The sequence below is a fragment of the Pseudoalteromonas sp. B131b genome (assembly GCF_037162545.1).
GTDB classification, from domain to species: domain Bacteria; phylum Pseudomonadota; class Gammaproteobacteria; order Enterobacterales; family Alteromonadaceae; genus Pseudoalteromonas; species Pseudoalteromonas fuliginea.
Genome location: NZ_JARLUZ010000001.1, coordinates 453,706 through 472,453 on the forward strand (window position 1 = coordinate 453,706; position 18,748 = coordinate 472,453).

At 39.9% G+C, this 18,748-nt stretch carries 11 protein-coding genes and 5 pseudogenes; 12 read left to right on the forward strand and 4 right to left on the reverse strand.

Going from position 1 to position 18,748, the window contains the following annotated elements:
* The 3 genes and pseudogenes from P4S65_RS02220 to P4S65_RS02230 all read left to right on the forward strand — a co-directional run bounded on the left by P4S65_RS02220 (position 1) and on the right by P4S65_RS02230 (position 3,261).
* A pseudogene (locus P4S65_RS02220) lies at positions 1-1,137 on the forward strand (murein hydrolase activator EnvC family protein).
* Between the two features lie 57 nt (positions 1,138-1,194).
* Positions 1,195-2,427: a S41 family peptidase gene (locus P4S65_RS02225; protein ID WP_442961710.1), complete on the forward strand. Its 1,233-nt coding sequence runs from the start codon at positions 1,195-1,197 to the stop codon at positions 2,425-2,427.
* Between the two features lie 66 nt (positions 2,428-2,493).
* Positions 2,494-3,261, forward strand: coding sequence for a divergent polysaccharide deacetylase family protein (locus P4S65_RS02230; protein ID WP_373462520.1), 768 nt, complete (start codon positions 2,494-2,496; stop codon positions 3,259-3,261).
* 480 nt (positions 3,262-3,741) lie between these two features.
* On the opposite strand, the gene rpoH is transcribed toward P4S65_RS02230, so the two are convergent.
* The 4 genes and pseudogenes from rpoH to ftsY all read right to left on the reverse strand — a co-directional run bounded on the left by rpoH (position 3,742) and on the right by ftsY (position 8,363).
* On the reverse strand, positions 3,742-4,605 hold the full coding sequence (gene rpoH / locus P4S65_RS02235; protein ID WP_007376032.1) for an RNA polymerase sigma factor RpoH: 864 nt from the start codon (positions 4,603-4,605) through the stop codon (positions 3,742-3,744).
* A 334-nt stretch (positions 4,606-4,939) separates the two neighbouring features.
* Positions 4,940-5,925 (reverse strand): annotated as a pseudogene (ftsX, locus tag P4S65_RS02240) (permease-like cell division protein FtsX).
* The gene (ftsE, locus tag P4S65_RS02245; RefSeq protein WP_096793829.1) at positions 5,922-6,599 is read right to left on the reverse strand and encodes a cell division ATP-binding protein FtsE; all 678 of its coding nucleotides are present in this window, start codon (positions 6,597-6,599) and stop codon (positions 5,922-5,924) included. The pseudogene ftsX and the gene ftsE overlap by 4 nt, the downstream one beginning before the upstream one ends.
* Positions 6,600-6,684: 85 nt before the next feature.
* Positions 6,685-8,363 (reverse strand): annotated as a pseudogene (ftsY, locus tag P4S65_RS02250) (signal recognition particle-docking protein FtsY).
* Positions 8,364-8,846: 483 nt separating this feature from the next.
* Here ftsY and rsmD point away from each other — a divergent pair.
* The 9 genes and pseudogenes from rsmD (at position 8,847) to purH (ending at position 18,669) form a co-directional block, all read left to right on the forward strand.
* Positions 8,847-9,451: pseudogene (rsmD, locus tag P4S65_RS02255) on the forward strand (16S rRNA (guanine(966)-N(2))-methyltransferase RsmD).
* Positions 9,452-9,596: 145 nt separating this feature from the next.
* Positions 9,597-9,812 (forward strand): 30S ribosomal protein S21, encoded by a 216-nt coding sequence (rpsU, locus tag P4S65_RS02260; RefSeq protein ID WP_002957797.1) that lies wholly within the window; start codon positions 9,597-9,599, stop codon positions 9,810-9,812.
* Positions 9,813-9,831: 19 nt separating this feature from the next.
* Positions 9,832-10,278, forward strand: a complete 447-nt coding sequence (locus P4S65_RS02265) for a GatB/YqeY domain-containing protein (RefSeq protein WP_007376027.1) — start codon at positions 9,832-9,834, stop codon at positions 10,276-10,278.
* Between the two features lie 242 nt (positions 10,279-10,520).
* Positions 10,521-12,272, forward strand: coding sequence for a DNA primase (gene dnaG, locus P4S65_RS02270; protein ID WP_008136894.1), 1,752 nt, complete (start codon positions 10,521-10,523; stop codon positions 12,270-12,272).
* A 124-nt stretch (positions 12,273-12,396) separates the two neighbouring features.
* Positions 12,397-14,247: an RNA polymerase sigma factor RpoD gene (gene rpoD / locus P4S65_RS02275; RefSeq protein WP_007376024.1), complete on the forward strand. Its 1,851-nt coding sequence runs from the start codon at positions 12,397-12,399 to the stop codon at positions 14,245-14,247.
* Between the two features lie 68 nt (positions 14,248-14,315).
* Entirely contained in the window at positions 14,316-15,197 is an 882-nt protein-coding gene (gene prmA / locus P4S65_RS02280; protein WP_096793830.1) for a 50S ribosomal protein L11 methyltransferase, read from the forward strand.
* A gap of 280 nt (positions 15,198-15,477) precedes the next feature.
* Positions 15,478-16,448, forward strand: a pseudogene (dusB, locus tag P4S65_RS02285) (tRNA dihydrouridine synthase DusB).
* A gap of 19 nt (positions 16,449-16,467) precedes the next feature.
* The gene (gene fis, locus P4S65_RS02290; protein WP_002957804.1) at positions 16,468-16,758 is read left to right on the forward strand and encodes a DNA-binding transcriptional regulator Fis; all 291 of its coding nucleotides are present in this window, start codon (positions 16,468-16,470) and stop codon (positions 16,756-16,758) included.
* Between the two features lie 324 nt (positions 16,759-17,082).
* Entirely contained in the window at positions 17,083-18,669 is a 1,587-nt protein-coding gene (gene purH, locus P4S65_RS02295) for a bifunctional phosphoribosylaminoimidazolecarboxamide formyltransferase/IMP cyclohydrolase (protein ID WP_337119494.1), read from the forward strand.
* Positions 18,670-18,748 lie beyond the last annotated feature (79 nt).

An 18,748-nucleotide genomic window follows, 5' to 3' on the forward strand; every position in this document is an offset into this window, starting at 1 on the left:
ATGAATAAACGTATTAACCGGTTAATTAAGTGCGGCTTAATACTTACTTCGTTAGCGGCTGCACCTGCAGTCGCTAACGAAGACCGCACTAAAAAAGATTTATCCGAAGTACAAAACGCGCTTGAACAAAATCAAGCGCAATATAATGAACAACGAAAAAAATAGCAAAACTACAAAAAAATCTCAAAAGTCATGAGCTCAACATAGCAAAAAATGCTAAAGCGCTTAATATGGCTGAGCAATCGGTTAAAAAACCAACAGCAGCAAAAACTGCAACAACAAGAAGCAGAACAACTTGATCAAAAACACGCCCTATTTCAGCGCATTTTAGCCGCGCAATTAAAAAGTGCCTATATGGCTGGCGGCGATGACTACTCTAAAATGATTTTGAACCAAGAAGACACAGCAAAATTTGAGCGCACTCTCAGTTATTACAATTACTTAAATAAAGCCAGGATAGAGCAAATTGAAGACCTAAAAGCCCTTCAAGAGGAAATAGCTTCTAATCAGATAGAGCTGGCTAAAACAAAACAAAGGTTAATCGCTTTACATGACGAGCAAAAAAGGCGTCAAACTGCTTTGCTTAACGCTCAAAGTGAACGCCAAGCAAATCTTAAAAACTTACAAGCTCAGCTCACAAGTACCAAAAGCTCTATTAATTACCTTAAAGAAAACCAACAAACTTTAATTACAACCATTGAAGAGCTTGAAAAAGAGAAAACGCAAAAGATCGAATTACTCGGCCTAAATAAAAGTAAGGGTAAACTAAATTGGCCGACCAGAGGTAAGTTAGAGCACACCTTTGGCCAGCGTAAGCATGGCGGTATTGATTGGAAAGGCGTGTTAATTGGTGCAAAAGAAGGCGTGAATGTTAATAGCGTGCACAATGGCCAAGTTGTATTTGCCGATTGGCTAAAAGGTTATGGCTGGGTGATCGTTGTTGATCATGGTGAAGGCTTTATGAGTTTATACGGCCATGCACAGACACTCCTCAGAGATGTTGGCGATATGGTTAGAGAAGGTGAAACTTTAGCTTTAGTTGGCCAAAGCGGCGGACAAGCAAGTTCTGGTCTATACTTTGAAATACGCCACAAAGGACGCGCAGTAAATCCTGTAAAATGGTGCAGACGCATTTAATTGAATAAACCGCTGCACCGCTCTGGAGCAGCTGATGAAAAACAAAACCCCAACGACATTCTACGAAAAAAACAAAACACAGGTTTCATTTTAAGCCTGTGTTTACTTGTCTTTATTTTCTTTATCAATAGCGCCTCTGCCAGCTCAGTAAAACAATTGAAGAGGCAACAAATAGACGAAATTTTATTTAATATTCATGCTTATTATGTTGATGACTTAGAATTACAAAATAGCATGCATATAAAATACAACAATCATCAATTTGAACGCTTATATTCAAAGCTCGATCCTTATTCTAAATACCTCGACGAGCATGAACTCACTGCATTATTTGACAACACAAACGGTCGTTACACAGGTCTTGGTATTGAAGTTAAAAATATTGACGAGCAAATGACTATTATCGATGTTGTTAATAACTCTCCGGCCAAAAATGCAGGGATTTTACCTAACGATATTATAATTAGTATTAATAACCATACTGTTGCAACACTTACAATTGACCAAGTAGCTGCTTTAATAAGGGACAGTAAGTTTGCAAGCATTCACTTAACAGTGCAACGTAATACAAATAAAACCCATATACCTTTTGATGTTACCCGCACCCAAATAGATTTAGAAAGTGTAACCAGTCAGCTTTTAGATACCGGCACTGGCTACTTAGCTATCAATAGCTTTTCCAATCACACACTACATGAGGTAGCAATACAAGTTGCAGCCATGCAAAATCACTATGGTTACCCACTCAAAGGACTGGTCATCGATTTACGCGACAATCCTGGTGGCACCTTAAAAAGTGCTGTGGCAGTATCAGACCTGTTTTTACAAAGCGGCACTATTGTAACCACTAAGGGGCGTTTTTTTGATGCAAATCAAGCCTTTTACGCCAAGCACGGTGATGTGTTAAAAGGTGCACCAATTGTGGTACTCATAAATGAAAACTCGGCTTCAGCAGCTGAAATTTTAGCGGCTGCTTTAAAAGATAATAATCGTGCAAAGATTGTAGGAAGCCAGTCATTCGGTAAAGGCTCTGTTCAATCTCTCATCCCATTAGGTGACGGTAATACAGCCTTAAAACTGACTACAGCAAAATACTTTACGCCTTCAGGTAAATCAATTGATGGTGTAGGAATAACGCCCGATGTGGCGATTAATCAAACAAACCTTTCACAAAACAATAAAGCCGTTATAATAAAAAACGAACAGACTAAAGGTACTCAGCAATTACTTTCAAGTAATTTGGCTGATTTACAATTAGTTAAAGCAAAACAGTTGCTCAGTATGCAATAACATTCGCTTTATTTAGAGCAACTTACTGAGCTTAATAAGATAATAAAAATTATAAATTTGAAAAATATTAACGCAAGCATTATAACGTGGCTTTTATTAGTCACTTGCTTTGTCTCTTTTGATGTTAAAGCGAAGCAAATAGCAATCGTAATTGACGATATAGGCTACCATCAAAGAGATTTAGAGTTCTTAACCTTACCGGGGCAATTGTCATATTCAATTTTACCTCACACCCCCTATTCGCAAGCTTTTGCTTCGCTAGCGAGTCAGTCAAATAAAGAGCTATTACTTCATGTGCCCATGCAGGCGCTAAATGGGAAAAAACTAGGCCCCGGCGCGCTTACATTAAGTATGAGTAAAGAGCAGCTCCAGCAAACTCTAGGCACTGCCTTAGCTAGTCTGCCACAAGTTAAGGGCGTTAATAATCATATGGGCTCAGCACTAACACAACAAAGCCAAGCTATGAAATGGACAATGGAAGTGCTTAAAAAACGCCATTTATACTTTTTAGATAGTCGTACCACAGATTTAAGCCAAGCTCAAAATGCGGCAAACTTTTTAGGTGTTGCTAATATTAGCCGCCAAGTATTTTTAGACAACATTATCACCCCCGAGCAATTGCAGTTAAGGTTTGATGAATTAAAACAGCAAGCAACCGATCACAATTTTGCCATTGCTATCGCCCACCCTTATCCTGAAACTATTGATTTTTTACGTGAAGCGTTACCACAGTTAATAGATCAAGGCTTTGAACTTGTGCCGGTTTCGCAGCTGGTTGAGCGTAAATACATTCAGTTGGCGCAGGCTGAGGGCAAAGGGGTTAGTGCTCGATGATATGTACTTTAATAAGGAAATTATATGTATAGCAAACATGAAAAATAACTAATTTTTTTCCTTGCTGATTATTTTCTGAATCATGGTAAAGAAATACAAACAATTAAACTCCATAGCCAAAGCTTTTACTCTGAAGCTTCAATTAACAAGCTACGTAATTTTCATTTAATAAAATTTATTGTTGCTGAAGTTATAGAGATTTCACCTACCATGATTTCTGAAAGAGAAAAATTAAAAGCCCCACCCAACTATTTTCAAACTTCAAAAGTATGGTGGTTTAGTAAACCTTGGGCTGTCGCGTTAACTACATTAATTATAATTTTACCAGCCATAAAAACATATATAGATATTCTCAGTTACTTATTTAAAGTAGAGCCAGTTATCAATTTTAGCACTAGGCAGGTGAAAGCTTACGGCCGTAAACAAAAAAGCCCCGCATTTTCATGCAGGGCTTTTTAAATTTTGCTGCTTGAGCTGTGTTTAGCTCATAGCGCTTTGTAACTTTTTCATCGCTGTTTTTTCAAGCTGACGAACACGTTCGGCTGATACACTGTACTTTTGTGCCAGCTCTTGAAGAGTCGCCTTATCATCAGACAACCAACGTGCGCTAACAATATCTTGCGAGCGTTCATCAAGTGTTTTAAGTGCGCTAAATAAACGCGTATGCGCCTGCTCTTTCCACTGTTGTTGTTCAACGTCGTCAGCCAGATCAGCTGCACCATCCGTTAAATATTGTACTGGAGAGTAAGTACTTGTTGGTGCGTTATCATCGTCGTCACCTGTCAAGTCGAAGCCCATGTCTTGGCCGCTCATACGCGATTCCATTTCACGAACTTCCTTTTCACTCACACCTAACTCGCTCGCAACAGTGCTAACTTCTGCTTGGTTAAACCAACCTAAACGCTTTTTATTTTTGCGAAGATTAAAAAACAATTTACGTTGTGCTTTAGTTGTCGCAACTTTAACTATGCGCCAATTTTTAAGCACAAACTCATGAATTTCTGCTTTAATCCAATGAACTGCAAACGATACTAAACGAACTCCCACTGTAGGGTCGAAACGCTTTACCGCTTTCATCAGGCCTATATTGCCCTCTTGGATTAAGTCTGCTTGTGGTAAACCATAGCCCGAGTAGCTTTTAGCAATATGTGCTACAAAGCGTAAATGCGACATAATGAGTTGCTTGGCAGCACTAAGATCGCCTTCTTCCTGAAGCCTTTTAGCAAGCTCTTGTTCTTGTTCAACCTTAAGCATAGGAATAGTGCTTACCGCTTGAAGGTAACCGTCCATGCTTGCGCTTTGTTGTCCGACTGTAAGTGCCATTGCGTATAAATCTTTACTCATTTTTCACCTCGGTGATAAACATTTGAAACCATCTTAGCACTCTTTAACCAAGAGTGCTAACCCCAATTTAAAACTTTTTTTAATCATAAATCAAGAGGTTTTTTTGCGTTATTTAAGTCTACTATAAGCGGCTGAATAAGTGATGAATTAAAGGGATGCAAGAGGTTCACCTCATCGCAGCACCTCATTTATAACTTATTACCTTGAGGAGAATAGTACACAAACATGACAGTTTTAATAAAGGAGGTACTACCCAACCCGATAGCATACGCATACCGAGCAGGGTTAGTTCACTTATATGGTACATAAGCATCGAACGACTAATAGATTCGAATTATACTTTGTCGGGTTCTATTTCTTTAATGTATCGATTTACAGAAAGATACGAACCAATAAAGCCCAAGCTTGTTGCAAGTAAAACTAACAGGCCAAACTCTTTTAATGTTAAACCAATTAACGAAAAACTTGTTTGGTAAACACCCGCTACACTACTAACAGCAGAAGATAGCCACCACATCATTAAAGCAACCGATATGAAGGCAAATAGCCCACCGATAACACCATACCAAATACCCGTCCATAAAAATGGTGCATGAATAAATGTATTAGTAGCCCCAACTAATTTCATTACTTGTATTTCTTCTTTTTTATCCATAATAGATAAACGAATAGTATTACCAATAATAAGCGTGACTGAAGTAAGTAACAGTAGCGTGATCGTTATTACACTCTCTTTTAACAAACTCAACAATGCATTTAAACGCTCTAACCATGCTATATCGAGCTTACCAAAATCAACCTCACGCTCAGCTTCCAGCTTAGTTAAAAGAGCTCTAGCTGCATTAGGCTGACGATCACGCTTAGTTGGCGTGACCAACACAACATCAGGAAGTGGGTTACTATCTAAGTACTCTAATGCTTGCCCAAACCCCGAGACACTTTTAAACTCTGTAAGTGCTTGCTGCTTTGAAATAAATGCCACACTCTCAACTTCGGGATACAGTGCTAAACGTTTCACCAAAGTTTGTGTTTGTTGCTCGCTCATCGTCTCTTTTACAAACAAAGATATTTCGCTTGCTTCTTCAAACCCGCTACTGACTTGTTGAACATTTTTAACCACTAAATAAAGTGTTGCTGGTAGCGTTAAACTCAAACCTAGTACAGCAATTGTCATCATCGAAGCTAAAGGCGTACGCCACATTTCACCAAGGCTGTGTATTCCTTGACGAAAAATATTAATAATAAAAAAATAACCGCCAGCTAATATAGATTTTTTTGCTTTTCGTTTTTATTTTGGCGCCCCTTAAATAGTAAGCTCATAAAACCTCCTGCGCTAAGGGGTCTTGAAGCATTCGCCCGTCTTTTAAAGTTAAGCTTCTATATTTCATACGCGCAACCAAGCCTAAATCATGAGTGGCAATAAGCACGGTTGTACCGTGTTTATTAAAATCTTCAAATAATCGTAAAATTTCCATCGAAAGTTCAGGGTCAAGGTTACCTGTTGGCTCATCGGCCAATAAAATTGGTGGCGAGTTAACTATCGCGCGAGCAATACCTACGCGCTGTTGTTCGCCGCCAGAAAGCATAGACGGGTGGCATTTCACTTTATCAATTAAGCCCACTTTATCGAGCGCCCCATGAACCCGCTTTGCAATTTGATTATGATGAGTACCCTCAATAATTAATGGCAATGCCACATTATCAAATACAGTATGGCGCTCTAATAAGCGATGATTCTGAAAAATAATACCAATGTCACGACGGGCATAGGGAATTTGACGCGAGTTAACCTTATTTAAATCAACACCGTTGATAAACACGTTACCCGCAGATGGGCGCTCCATTAAGCTAATTAACTTTAATAACGTACTTTTACCTGCACCACTGTGACCAGTTAAAAATGCAAGTTCGCCCGGCTTAATATGAAAATTAACTTTTTCAAGGGCCCGATGCCCTCCTGGGTAGGTTTTACTTACTTGCTGAAAATTTATCATTTTTTATTATGCCAACCTCATCATAAACACGAATGCAATTGGTATTCCTCGCAATTAAAAAGGGAGCAAGCTCCCTCTTAGTAAATTAAACGTCGTCCTCATCTTGGCTAAATAACGCATCAATAAAGTCATCACTCTTAAAAGTACGTAAATCATCGATACTTTCGCCAACACCAATATAACGAATTGGAATATTAAACTTATCAGCCACCGCAAAAATAACACCACCTTTTGCAGTTCCATCAAGTTTTGAAAGGGTAATACCAGTTAAGCCTACACACTGATTAAACAAATTCACTTGGCTAATCGCATTTTGCCCTGTGCCTGCGTCAATCGTTAACATCACTTCATGCGGCGCATCAGGGTCAATTTTTTTCATTACACGCGCTATTTTTTCAAGCTCTTGCATTAAATTATCTTTATTTTGCAAGCGCCCAGCTGTATCGGCGATTAATACATCCACTTTACGAGCTTTCGCGGCTTGAAATGCGTCAAAAACAACTGAAGCACTATCAGCGCCGGTGTGTTGTGCAATAACAGGAATACTATTGCGCTCACCCCATACTTGAAGTTGCTCAACAGCAGCCGCTCTAAACGTATCACCAGCAGCCAACATAACCGACTTACCTTCGTTTTGAAATTGCTTAGCCAGTTTACCAATAGTCGTGGTTTTACCTACACCATTCACACCCACCATCAGTATTACAAATGGTTTTTTATCAGTTGGTATCACTAAAGGCTGCTCTGCAGTTTTAAGCATAGTGGCCATTTCTTGTTTCATTAGCTCGTAAAGTGCATCGCCATCTTTTAACTGTTTACGATTAGCCCCATCTGTTAATCGATCGATTAACTTCATGGTTGTATCAACGCCCAAATCGGCAGTTAATAGCTGGGTTTCCAGCTCTTCAAATAAATCGTCATCAATTTTTTTGCCGCTAAATATAGACGCAAATCCAGATCCAATATTAACGCGAGTTTTTAATAAGCCTTTTTTAAGGCGAGAAAAAAACCTTCTTTTTTGGGTTTATCTTCCTTCTCCGCTTTAAGTTTTTCAGCCTCAATACTCGCTTGCTCTAAACGCTCACTTTCAACTTTTTCAGCCGCAACACTCTCTTGTTCTAGACGTTCAGCTTCAGCTTTTTCAGCTGCAACACGTGCTTGCTCTAGACGATCGTTTTCAACTTTTTCAGCTGCAACACGCGCCAGCTCTAAACGCTCGGTTTCAGCTTTTTCAGCCTCAATACGCGCTTGCTCTAAACGATCGCTTTCAGCTTTTTCAGCCTCAATACGTGCTTGCTCTAAACGCTCGGTTTCAACTTTTTCAGCCTCAATACGTGCTTGCTCTAAACGCTCGGTTTCAGCTTTTTCAGCCTCAATACGTGCTTGCTCTAAACGCTCGGTTTCAGCTTTTTCAGCCTCAACACGCTCTTGCTCTAGACGATCGCTTTCTGCTTGTTCTGCTGCAATACGCGCCAGCTCTAAACGCTCGGTTTCAGCTTTTTCAGCCTCAATACGCGCCAGCTCTAAACGCTCGGTTTCAGCTTTTTCAGCCTCAACACGCGCTTGCTCTAAACGCTCGATTTCAGCTTTTTCAGCCTCAATACGTGCTTGCTCTAAACGCTCGCTTTCAGCTTTTTCAGCCTCAACACGCGCTTGTTCTAGACGATCGCTTTCTGCTTGTTCTGCTGCAATACGCGCTTGCTCTAAACGCTCGGTTTCAGCTTTTTCAGCCGCAATTCGCTCTTGCTCAAGGCGCATTTGCATTTCTTGTTCGGCTAAACGCTGTTGCAGCTCTAATTGTTTTGCGTGGGCATCAGCTTGTTCTTTTGCCAATAATTCAGCATTTGCTTGTTCAACCGCTAACTTTTCAGCTTGCTCTGCATCGTGCTTCTCAGTTTCAGCGCGCTCTTGCTCTATACGCTCAGCTTCTTGTTGTTCGGCCAACGCTTGTTGGTTATTAGTTTCTTTTACTTGCTCTGCTTGTTTTTCATCTGACTTACCAAAACCAAACCAAGACAGGAATTTACTTTTTTTGCCATACTTGCTAATAACCACTTATAAAAATCTGATAAACTAAAATTTGAAAATAGCTTTATTGTGCTCGGCAATATCTGCCAGCAAAAAAACAGTTCAAAACATTAAGAGCTAAATAGTAACACTTTTAATGCAGTTGAAAAATGAAGCTATACGTAATCTACTGCAATATTATCTGAGCTAGATCCCAGATACCATTTTTTAGTGAGCTAAATGAGAAATAAAACGGCGCAAAATAAAGTAATTAATAAATCAAGTGATGGCTTTATTAGAATTATAAGCGGTCAATTTCGTGGCAGAAAGCTACCAGTAAAGGATGTGCAAGGTCTGCGTCCAACCACCGATCGCATAAAAGAAACAGTATTTAACTGGTTAATGCAAGATACGCGAGATACAAACGTACTTGATTGCTTTGCCGGCTCTGGTGGTTTAGGGTTTGAAGCATTATCTCGTTTTGCTAAAAGCGCTACTTTTATTGAGCTTGATTTATTAGCAGCAACGCAATTAGAACACAATATAACAACTTTAAAATTGCAAAACGCGCACGTAAAAAATATAAATACATTATCGTTTTTAGAACAAAAAAACCTAAATGAACCTTTTGACCTCGTTTTCGTTGATCCCCCTTTTCGTAAAAACCTAGCCCAAATTAGCTGCGATTTTTTAGAAAAGAATCAATGGCTCAGCTCAGAAGCTTTAATTTACGTTGAAGTTGAAAGTGATTTAAACTCATTCACAAAACCAGATAACTGGCTGTTAATTAAAGAAAAAAAGCTGGGCAAGTGTTTTCTAGGTTGTACCAACGCCAATCAAATTAATACTGTTTTACATGATGTGTTTCTGTTAATATTGTCCTTTACATGTGGTGTTGCTTCGGATTACAATACCGCACCATTTTTGAACCAGTTGATCAATGTTTGATCAACTTGAGCAACGCTCATAATTTAGGTAGGTGAATTTTTAATGCCAGTAATTAAAGTAAGAGAGAACGAACCGTTTGACGTAGCACTTCGTCGCTTCAAGCGTTCATGTGAAAAAGCAGGAATCCTTTCAGAAGTTCGTCGTCGCGAGCACTATGAAAAACCAACAGCTGAACGTAAACGTAAAAAAGCTGCTGCAGTTAAACGTCACATGAAAAAACTTTCTCGTGATAACGCTCGTCGCGTTAAATTATACTAATATATTAGGTCTTGTATAAATGAGCCTTTTAATAACGCTAAAAGATGCGCAAAAAGATGCGATGAGAGCCAAAGACAAGCAACGTCTTAACCCTATTCGTATGGTACTTGCTGCAATCAAGCAACGTGAAATTGACGAGCAAATAACGCTAGACGACGCAGGTATTACCTCCGTTATAGTGAAGCTTGTTAAACAACGTCGTGACTCTTACACTCAGTACAAAGATGCTGGGCGTGATGATTTAGCTGATATTGAAGCCAATGAAATAGTAGCGCTTGAAACTTTTTTACCTCAACAATTGAGTGAAGAAGAAATCATTGCTCTCATTGACGCGGCTATTGCTGATACTAATGCAGCAGGTATGCAAGACATGGGTAAAGTAATGGGTATAATCAAAAGCAAGGCTGAGGGTCGCGCCGATATGGGCAAGATCTCTGGTTTAATTAAGCAACGATTAACTGCCTAATACTCCCACATACATTAAAGTATGATTGAAGTAAACCGAGCCTTGTGCTCGGTTTCTTTGTTTTTAACTTTAATAAAAGTGCTTCAATGTGGTTATTTAAAGATAAAATTATTTATAGCTACTCTGTTTATTTAGCTTTCGTTTTGGTAAGTTAAAGCACGTTATACTCTGCGCCAAGCGAGTATAAAAAGTAAATTTCACATTCGTTATTTTTATCATTATCTCAGGACTGCATTTTACTAATGGCTGGAAAGATCCCACGTAACTTTATAGACGATTTACTTGCCAGAACCGATATTGTCGACCTGATAGACTCAAAAGTAGGTCTAAAAAAAGCAGGTAAAGATTATCAAGCTTGCTGCCCTTTTCATAATGAAAAGTCCCCTTCGTTCACGGTATCTCAAGATAAGCAGTTTTATCATTGTTTTGGCTGTGGCGCTAACGGGAATGCGATTTCATTTATAATGGAATACGAAAAGCTCGAGTTTGTTGATGCTATTGAAGAAATAGCCAGCATGCTTAATTTAGAAGTACCTCGAGAACAAGGCACAAGTTCAGCACCAGAACGCACCGCAGCACAAAAGCGCTCTGATTACGATTTAATGCTCCACACAGCACGCTTTTATCAACACCAATTAAAACACCACAGCAATTCAACGGCTGTAATAGACTACGTTAAGGGCCGAGGTTTAAGTGGTGAAATAGTTAAAAAATTTATGATTGGTTACGCTCCAAGTGAATGGGATGGTTTATGCCTACAGCTTGGCCGCAACAAAGAACAAAAAGAGCAATTAGTTGAGCTAAAGCTCGCTTCAGAAAAAACACCCGGTAGACAATTTGATTTTTTCCGCGACCGCTTAATGTTTCCTATTCGCGATAAACGCGGACGTGTTATCGCCTTTGGTGGGCGTGTAATGCAAGCCGACCAAGGTCCTAAATATTTAAACTCTCCAGAAACCAGAATTTTTCATAAAGGTTTTGAGTTATATGGTTTATATGAGGCAAAACAAGCTCATAAAAAGTTAGACCATGTACTTATTGTTGAAGGTTATATGGATGTGGTGGCGCTTGCTGAACAAGGTATTGAATATGCTGTTGCTGCACTTGGTACTGCAACTACGAGCGAACACATGCACACCCTTTTTAGAACAACAGATAAAGTTATTTGTTGTTACGATGGGGATCGCGCAGGGCGAGATGCAGCGTGGCGGGCACTTGAAAATGCTCTTCCTTATTTGAATGACGGGAAAGCCTTAAATTTTGTTTTTTTACCCGATGGTGAAGACCCTGACTCTCTAGTACAAAAAGAAGGTAAAGAGCTGTTTGAACAACGCTTGAGTGAAGCCGATGACTTTACTAAAGTATTATTCAATAAATTAAGCCTAGAAATAGATTTAACACTCGATTCTGGCAAGGCAAAATTACTTAGTGCTGCACTGCCATTAATAGAAAAAATACCCAGTGAGTTTTATCAAGAAAACATTCTTGAACAACTCGGTCGTTTAATTGGTCGAACACGTGAGCAGCTTAATAGTCGCTTAAAAACACCTAAGCAACAGCACTCTATTGAGCGAAAATTTAAAATAACACCTATGCGACAGGCCATTGGTATTTTAATTCAGCACCCACAATTGGCTAAAAGTATTCCTTATTTGCCCGATTTAGCGCAAATGAGCATAGCCGGTATTGGATTATTACTGCGCCTACAAGAACAAGCATTAGAAAAAGAGAATGTTACCACCGCGCAATTACTCGAATTTTTTAGAGGAACTGAAGATTACGAGCCATTAATAAAGCTTGCAACGTGGCAACACGAAATAAATGAAGAGCGTTTAGAGACTGTTTTTCAAAATACTTTTAAATTTATTGAAGATCAGTGTTTAAATTATCGACTAGAGACCTTATTAATAAAGGACAAGACACAAGGTCTCAATAGCGATGAAAGACTTGAATGTCATTTGTTAATGACAGCGTTAAAAGCGACTAACAGCTAGTCAGATCTAATTTTGGCTGTTATACTGTGCTATTCACTGCGTCACATTATTCTAGTTGGCTTAAATGCAAACTACATGATGGCGCCTGTTGTATCAACTTATCAGAGTGGAAGAAAAAATCTCTATGGATCCAACTCCTCAGTCACAATTAAAACTTCTGATTCAGAAAGGTAAAGAGCAAGGCTACTTAACTTTTGCAGAAGTAAATGATCACCTTCCACAAGACATTATAGACTCAGATCAAGTAGAAGATATCATAAGCATGATTAATGATATGGGTATCAAGGTTAGCGAAAATGCGCCTGATGCTGATGAATTAATGATGCAAGAAACAACGACAGACGAAGACGCAGCAGAAGCTGCCGCTGCAGCCCTTGCGACTGTAGAAAAAGAAATCGGCCGTACAACTGATCCGGTACGCATGTACATGCGTGAAATGGGTACTGTTGAACTTCTGACACGTGAAGGCGAAATTGTAATCGCTAAACGTATTGAAGAAGGCATTAACCAAGTTCAGATTTCTGTTGCAGAGTACCCTGAAGCAATCACTTACCTACTTGAACAGTGGGATAAGTTTGAAGCTGAAGAAATGCGTTTAAGCGATATCATCGTTGGGTTTATCGATCCGAATGAAGATACAGCGCCAATTTCAGCAACTAATATTGGTTCAGAATTAAGTGCTAAGCAACTTGACGACGATGATAAAGACGACAAAGACGATGCTGATAGCGACGATGAAGATGAAGAAGAGATAGACACAGGACCAGATCCTGAAGAAGCTCGCATTCATTTTGAAAATCTACGTGATTTATACAACAAAGCACGTGATACGTTTGAAGCTAAAGGTCGTTCGCATCCTGAATCACAAGCAGCCATTTTTGAAATTGGCGAGCTTTTCAGAACCTTTAAATTAATACCTAAACAGTTTGACCGCATGGTAAATAACATGCGTGAAATGATGGACAGAGTTCGCGTTCAAGAACGTCTAATCATGAAACAAGCTGTACAAATTGCTAAATTACCGAAGAAAACGTTCGTTAAGCACTTTGCTAACAACGAAACTGACGCTTCTTGGGTTGATTTAGAAATTTCAGGTAACGAAAAGTATTCAGCTAAGCTTGAAGAAGTTAAGCCAGAAATCATTCGTAGTATTAATAAATTATCTGTTATTGAACAAACAACAGGTTTAAGCATTGAGCGTATTAAAGACATTAACCGTCGAATGAGCATTGGTGAAGCGAAAGCACGCCGCGCGAAAAAAGAAATGGTTGAAGCTAACTTACGTCTTGTAATCTCAATTGCTAAAAAATATACAAACCGTGGCTTACAATTCTTGGATTTGATCCAAGAAGGTAACATTGGTCTGATGAAAGCCGTTGATAAGTTTGAATATCGCCGTGGTTATAAGTTCTCTACTTATGCTACGTGGTGGATACGTCAAGCAATCACTCGCTCTATTGCTGACCAAGCAAGAACAATCCGTATTCCGGTACATATGATTGAAACGATTAATAAACTTAACCGTATTTCTCGTCAAATGTTACAAGAAATGGGTCGTGAGCCAAATCCAGAAGAATTAGCAGAACGCATGATGATGCCTGAGGATAAAATCCGTAAGGTACTTAAGATTGCTAAAGAGCCAATTTCAATGGAAACACCAATCGGTGATGATGAAGATTCTCACTTAGGTGACTTTATCGAAGATACAACCATTGATTCGCCAATCGATTCGGCAACAATGGAGTCTCTTCGAGGCGCAACTAACGATGTACTTGCAGGCCTAACAGCTCGTGAAGCTAAAGTACTACGTATGCGTTTTGGTATTGATATGAATACCGACCACACCTTAGAAGAAGTAGGTAAACAGTTTGACGTAACACGTGAACGTATTCGTCAAATAGAAGCGAAAGCGCTGCGTAAATTACGCCACCCTTCTCGCTCAGATTTACTGAAAAGCTTTTTAGACGCTAAATAATTTTAGCGCTACTATATAAACTAAAAAGGCCGCTATAGCGGCCTTTTTTCTATTTGAAGGAAATAACCATGGCTTGGATCCAAATTCGTATTAATGCCAATGCTGCAACAGCTGATGCCGTAAGCGACCTATTAATGGAAGCGGGTAGCGCCTCAGTAACCTTTATTGACGCAAAAGACACCCCTATTTACGAGCCTAAAATTGGCACTGTTGTGTTCTGGGCTGATACCACAGTCATTGGCTTGTTCGAAGCTAATCACGATATGAACGCAGTTGTTGCGTTATTGAAGCGCCATGATGAGCTAAAAGACAATTTAGTATACAAAATAGAGCAACTTGAAGATAAAGACTGGGAACGTGAATGGATGGATAACTTCCACCCTATTCAATTTGGCGAAAAACTATGGATTTGCCCAAGCTGGCGCGACATTCCTGACCCTGATGCAGTAAATGTATTGCTAGACCCTGGCCTTGCTTTTGGCACGGGCACACATGCAACAACGGCCTTATGTCTTAAGTGGTTAGAAAGCCAAGATCTGACGGGTAAAACGGTTGTTGATTTTGGTTGTGGCTCAGGAATTTTAGGTATTGCAGCTATAAAACTAGGTGCAGAACGTATGATTGGGATAGATATTGACCCTCAAGCGCTTGAAGCAAGCCTTGATAACGCTAACCGAAATGGTGTTGCAGACAAACTCGAAGTATACCTTCCAGAAAACCAACCTGAGTTTACTGCCGATATAGTTGTGGCTAATATTTTAGCCCAGCCACTTCGCGAATTACATAGTGTGATTTTAGGGTTATTAAAGCGAGGTGGTAAAATTGCTATGTCGGGCATATTAGAAGAGCAAGCCCAATCGGTTGCTGACATTTATGCACCGTTTATTGAGCTAGATGACATTGCCGTTGAAGGTGATTGGACTCGAGTGAGTGGCACTAAAAAAGCGTAATAAACTGCACAATCAAATTTAGAGCATTAACTCAAAACATGCATGTAAAGCCTGTATTTAACAGGCTTTACTATTTTTTTACATAATAAAAAATAAACTTATTTTGTTGCAAAAACAAAATGCGCTCAAATTTCGCACAAATAAAGCCATTCCTCATACGGTTATCAAATGTCAATACGAAAAGGGCAAAAAAAGTCACTTTTGTTCAATTTATAGCCTTTGATTTTTGCTAAAAAAACCGTAAACTTAGCGCCCCTTGAAAAGAGGCCTATTGAATATAGTGCGTATCGGTAAATACCAACTTGAGAATAATGTAATTGTCGCGCCAATGGCGGGCATTACAGACAGACCATTTAGACAACTTTGTCGACGCTTAGGTGCGGGCTTAGCTGTGTCTGAAATGCTATCGTCAAATCCTAAGGTTTGGAAAACAGAAAAGTCGATGAACCGTATGGATCACAGCGGTGAGTCGGGTATACGTGCTGTGCAAATTGCAGGAGCAGATCCTGAGCTTATGGCGCAGGCCGCACAATTCAATGTTGCTAACGGTGCACAGATCATAGATATCAATATGGGGTGCCCAGCAAAAAAGTGAACAAGAAACTCGCAGGCTCTGCCTTATTACAGTTTCCTGAACTTGTGGAAGAGATTATTGATGCAGTCGTTAACGCTGTAGATATACCTGTAACACTTAAAATCCGTACAGGATGGGATCCGGATAACCGTAATGGTGTAGAGATTGCGAGAATAGCTGAACGTTATGGCATTGCATCACTTGCTGTACATGGGCGAACGCGCGCATGTATGTACAAAGGTGATGCTGAGTACGCCACGATTAGGGATATAAAACGTTCAGTGTCGATTCCTGTTGTTGCCAATGGTGATATTACATCACCAGAAAAAGCAAAACAGGTTTTAGACTATACGGGTGCAGATGCCATTATGATTGGCCGAGCCGCCCAAGGTCGCCCTTGGATATTTAGGGAGATAGACCACTATTTGCGAACTGGGGAACATTTACAGCCGCCTGCTATTGCAGAGGTGCGCAGTATATTAATGGAGCATTTAACAAACCTCCATTTGTTTTACGGTGAGCCAATGGGAGCGCGAATTGCTCGCAAACATGTATCTTGGTATTTGCAAACCCATGACAGTGATGGTCAGTTTAGGCGAGTATTTAATGCGCTCGACAACCCACAGGCACAGGTCGTCGCATTAGAGCAATACTTTAAAACACTAGCAGCTAACTAAGAAAGAAAGAGACTTAATAATGTTCGAACAAAACGTGACTTCTCCATTTATCACTAACCCTCATGTTCAGTCACACGAGAAACCGCAGCCATTGCGTGATGCAGTAAAAAAAGCTGTTCACCACTATTTAAAGCAGCTTAACGGTCAAGATGTGCAAGACGTTTACGACCTTGTTCTTTCAGAGCTAGAAGCGCCATTACTTGAAGAAGTGATGACATATACACGTGGTAACCAAACTCGTGCAGCAATTTTACTAGGTATCAACCGTGGTACTTTACGTAAAAAGCTTAAAAAATACGGCATGAACTAATACCAATTATATTGAAAGCGTAAGTATTCTAACGAGTTAAACAAGCCCATAACGTCGTTAATAATTTTTTATGTAGAATAACTACACAGCAAAATTTTTGCCTTGTTATAGACTTGTTTTTCTATCGTTATAACTACTTACTAATCCAATACAACTGGTATTATGCAAAAAAAGCACCCTCGGGTGCTTTTTTATGCCTACAACTTATTAACCAAATTGCAAAATGCTCACCCTCATCGGCGCTTTATAAGTCGTTTTTTGAGTTGTAATCAGTTAAAATGCCCGCTTCTAAGCTAGCTCATTAACTGAGGAAATCAAACTACAATGGATACTCATCGTCCCATTCGTCGCGCACTATTAAGTGTGTCTGATAAAACCGGTATTGTTGAATTTGCCCGCGCACTAGAAGCGCAAGGCGTTGATATTTTATCAACTGGCGGCACATGTAAACTACTTGCTGATAACGGCATAAAAGTGACTGAAGTATCAGATCACACAGGCCACCCTGAAATCATGGATGGCCGCGTAAAAACTCTTCATCCAAAAATTCACGGCGGCATATTAGCCCGTCGCGGACAAGATGAAAGCGTAATGGCAGATAACAACATTTCTGCTATCGACATAGTTGTAGTTAACTTATACCCCTTTGCGAATACAGTCGCTCAAGAAAACTGCAGCCTTGAAGATGCTATTGAAAATATTGATATTGGCGGCCCTACAATGGTTCGTGCAGCCGCTAAAAACCACAAAGACGTAACAATCGTGGTAAACGCGAGCGACTACGACCGTGTTATTGGCGAAATGCAAAACAACAATGGCTCTACTACGTATAAAACACGTTTTGACTTAGCGATTGCTGCTTACGAGCACACTGCCGCATACGATGGCATGATTGCTAACTACTTCGGTAAAATGGTGCCTGATTACACCGAGGAAGCTGCTGTAGAGACTAAATTCCCACGTACTATCAATATACAGTTCACTAAAAAGCAAGATATGCGCTACGGTGAAAACTCACATCAAGATGCTGCTTTTTATGTTGAAAATGACATTGCTGAAGCATCAGTTGCAACAGCAACTCAATTGCAAGGTAAAGCCCTTTCGTTTAACAATATTGCCGATACCGACGCAGCGCTTGAATGCGTTAAAGAATTTGATGTACCTGCGTGCGTAATTGTAAAACATGCTAACCCGTGTGGTGTTTCAATTGGCGACAATATCCTACAAGCATACGAGCGTGCTTTTAAAACAGACCCTACATCAGCATTTGGTGGCATTATTGCCTTTAACCGAGAGCTAGATGGTGCAACGGCACAAGCCATTGTTGACCGTCAATTTGTTGAAGTAATTATTGCACCGAGTATTTCGAGCGACGCTGCAAAAATTGTTGAAGCTAAAAAGAACGTTCGTTTATTAGAATGTGGACAGTGGACAGGCAAAGCCGCTGGCCAAGATATTAAACGCGTTAACGGCGGTATTTTAGTTCAAGACCGCGACTTAGGCATGGTAACGCAAGGCGACTTAAAAGTTGTTTCTAAACGCCAACCTACAGAGCAAGAACTTAAAGATTTACTGTTTTGCTGGAAAGTAGCTAAGTTTGTTAAATCAAACGCAATTGTTTATGCCCGTGACGGTATGACTATTGGCGTAGGCGCAGGCCAAATGAGCCGCGTATACTCAGCTAAAATTGCAGGCATAAAAGCTGCAGACGAAAACCTTGAAGTTAAAGGTTCAGTTATGGCGTCTGATGCGTTCTTCCCATTCCGTGATGGCATTGACGCAGCCGCAGCCGCTGGCATTACTGCGGTAATTCAGCCTGGTGGCTCAATGCGTGATGAAGAAGTGATTGCAGCTGCTGATGAAGCTGGCATGGCAATGGTACTAACTGGTATGCGCCATTTCCGCCACTAATCACACAAAGGGTTAAACGTTGGTTTAACCCTTTTTGTTTGCTATAAATTCACGTATTCTGATTATTCAATAACCTATT

Coding starts and splice junctions, on each gene's coding strand:
- rpoH (WP_007376032.1), bottom strand. CDS start 4,605: ATGAGTAAAGATTTATACGCAATGGCACTTACAGTCGGACAACAAAGC.
- ftsE (WP_096793829.1), bottom strand. CDS start 6,599: ATGATAAATTTTCAGCAAGTAAGTAAAACCTACCCAGGAGGGCATCGG.
- rpsU (WP_002957797.1), top strand. CDS start 9,597: ATGCCAGTAATTAAAGTAAGAGAGAACGAACCGTTTGACGTAGCACTT.
- P4S65_RS02265 (WP_007376027.1), top strand. CDS start 9,832: ATGAGCCTTTTAATAACGCTAAAAGATGCGCAAAAAGATGCGATGAGA.
- dnaG (WP_008136894.1), top strand. CDS start 10,521: ATGGCTGGAAAGATCCCACGTAACTTTATAGACGATTTACTTGCCAGA.
- rpoD (WP_007376024.1), top strand. CDS start 12,397: ATGGATCCAACTCCTCAGTCACAATTAAAACTTCTGATTCAGAAAGGT.
- prmA (WP_096793830.1), top strand. CDS start 14,316: ATGGCTTGGATCCAAATTCGTATTAATGCCAATGCTGCAACAGCTGAT.
- fis (WP_002957804.1), top strand. CDS start 16,468: ATGTTCGAACAAAACGTGACTTCTCCATTTATCACTAACCCTCATGTT.
- purH (WP_337119494.1), top strand. CDS start 17,083: ATGGATACTCATCGTCCCATTCGTCGCGCACTATTAAGTGTGTCTGAT.